Raw genomic sequence first — 1,872 nt, 5'->3', positions numbered from 1 at the left:
AAGGCGATCTTCACGATGCCCGCCTGCTGCACCGCCAGCACAATCCGACCGATCGGGCTGTACTTCGCCGCCAGATCCCCGCGGATGTGCACTTCCGGCTGCGGCTCCTTCTTCGCCTCCTTCACCAGCCGCGCCAGCAGTTCTTCCTGCGTCTTCACCGGCGTGGTGTTCCAGTAGATGGTGTTGCCGGTGTCCACCCCCAGCACGATGTTCTCCGGCTTGGTCTGCGTCGGGATATTGCTTTCCTTCGGCAAGGCCATCTTCACCGTCTGCGTCACCACGGGCACCGTGATCAGGAAGATGATCAGCAGCACCAGCATCACGTCCACCAGCGGCGTGGTGTTGATCGCGGACATCACCGCGTCTTCGTCGCCCTTGCCGTGGCCTTGGCCGAATCTTGCGTTGCGCCCCTTCATCGTCGTCGCCTCAGCGCGCGTTCAGCAGGCTGGCGTGCAGGCGGCCGGCCACCACGCGCACCATGTCCAGCACCAGCTTGTTGCGACGCACCAGCCAGTTGTATCCCAGCACCGCCGGCACCGCCACGCCCAGACCGATCGCGGTCATGATCAGCGCCTCGCCCACCGGGCCCGCCACTTTGTCGATGGACGCCTGGCCGGACATGCCGATCGCGGTCAGCGCGTGGTAAATGCCCCATACCGTGCCGAACAGGCCGACGAAGGGCGCCGTGGAACCCACGGTGGCCACCACCGACAGGCCGTTTTGCATATGGTGGCTGGCGGAGTCCACCGCGTCGGAGATGGCCATCGACACCCAGGTGTTGAGGTCCACGCGGCCGGCCAGTTCGCCCTTGTGCTCGGCCGCCGCGTCAATGCCGGCCGCCGCCACCGCGCTGAACATGCCTTCGTCGGCCAGTTCGCTCGCGCGTTTTTGCAGTTCCGCGCCGTGAGACGCCAGCAGTTCGCGGCCTTGCTTGAGCAGGCGGCGCTGTTCCAGCAGTTTGACGATGCCCACGTACCAGGTGGCCGCGGACATGATCAGCAGAATGATCAGAGTGCCGCGCGCGACGATGTCGCCTTGCGCCCACAGGGCGTCGATGCCGTACGGGTTGCTGGTCACGTGCGCGGTTTCGGCGGCCAGGACAGGCAGGCTGGCCAGCAGGGCCAGGGCGGCGAAGGCGGTGCGAGTGGTCTTGGTCATGCTTTGGTTCTCCTAAGAGTTGCTGTGCTCCGGTCGAGGCGCGCTCGCGCTCATTCGCCGGAGTCGAGTTTGAAGCCGAATTCCTGGCTCAACAGGCTGTTGGGTTTGCAGCTATAGCCTTGCAGCGCGGCGCTGATCGCCGACTGGAAGCCGCTGCGGTAACGCGGCGGGATGCCGCCGTCGAACGAGATGTTGGCGATGTGGCTGAAGCGACCGTTGTCGCCCACCTGGAAGGCCACGCGCACCACGCCCTGGATCTCGTCCTGCTGCGCCTTGCTCGGGTATTCCGGGGCTTGCAGCTGGGTGCAGTTGGCCTTGGCCGACACCGGGCCCTTGGGCGCTTCCACCGCCGGGGCGGGGGTGGGCGCCGGCTGCGGCGCCGGGTCCGAGGTGGTGGACTGGATCGCGTTGGCCGTGGAAGTGACCGGCGGCGGATTGACCACCGGCGGCACATAGGCCTGCGGCTTGGGCGCGGCGGTGGGCTGCACCACTTTTTCTATTTTGGGGGGCGGAGGGGGCGGAGGCGGCGGCGGTTCGCTGATGACCGCCACTTCCACTTTTTGCTGGATCACTTTGACCACGCCCTGGGCCAGGCCCGACACCAGCGCGTAGATCAACAGTGCATGGAAGACGATCACGCCGACCAAGCCCGCGATGCGGCGCTTGGGCGGGGGACCGCCGATTCCTCTGGCTGTGATGCTCGTCATGTTTATA

General features: G+C 66.3%; 3 protein-coding genes. All 3 read right to left on the bottom strand.

The features are described 5' to 3' along the window. The coding region (locus tag NK214_RS24790; RefSeq protein WP_253315793.1) for a biopolymer transporter ExbD at positions 1-416 on the bottom strand (416 nt) is incomplete at its 3' end. Between the two features lie 10 nt (positions 417-426). Further along, positions 427-1,158, bottom strand: coding sequence for a MotA/TolQ/ExbB proton channel family protein (locus NK214_RS24785; protein ID WP_107799544.1), 732 nt, complete (start codon positions 1,156-1,158; stop codon positions 427-429). 50 nt (positions 1,159-1,208) lie between these two features. Continuing rightward, positions 1,209-1,871: a hypothetical protein gene (locus NK214_RS24780; RefSeq protein WP_371926315.1), complete on the bottom strand. Its 663-nt coding sequence runs from the start codon at positions 1,869-1,871 to the stop codon at positions 1,209-1,211. Position 1,872: the final 1 nt, after the last annotated feature.

The organism is Chromobacterium sp. S0633, assembly GCF_024158805.1.
Lineage (GTDB): Bacteria > Pseudomonadota > Gammaproteobacteria > Burkholderiales > Chromobacteriaceae > Chromobacterium.
The sequence above is the reverse complement of the archived record's forward strand: the minus strand, read 5'-3'. Positions and strand labels throughout refer to the sequence as shown.

What these genes read in the sequence shown, in the direction of transcription:
- NK214_RS24785 (WP_107799544.1), bottom strand. Translation starts at nt 1,158, where the DNA reads ATGACCAAGACCACTCGCACCGCCTTCGCCGCCCTGGCCCTGCTGGCC.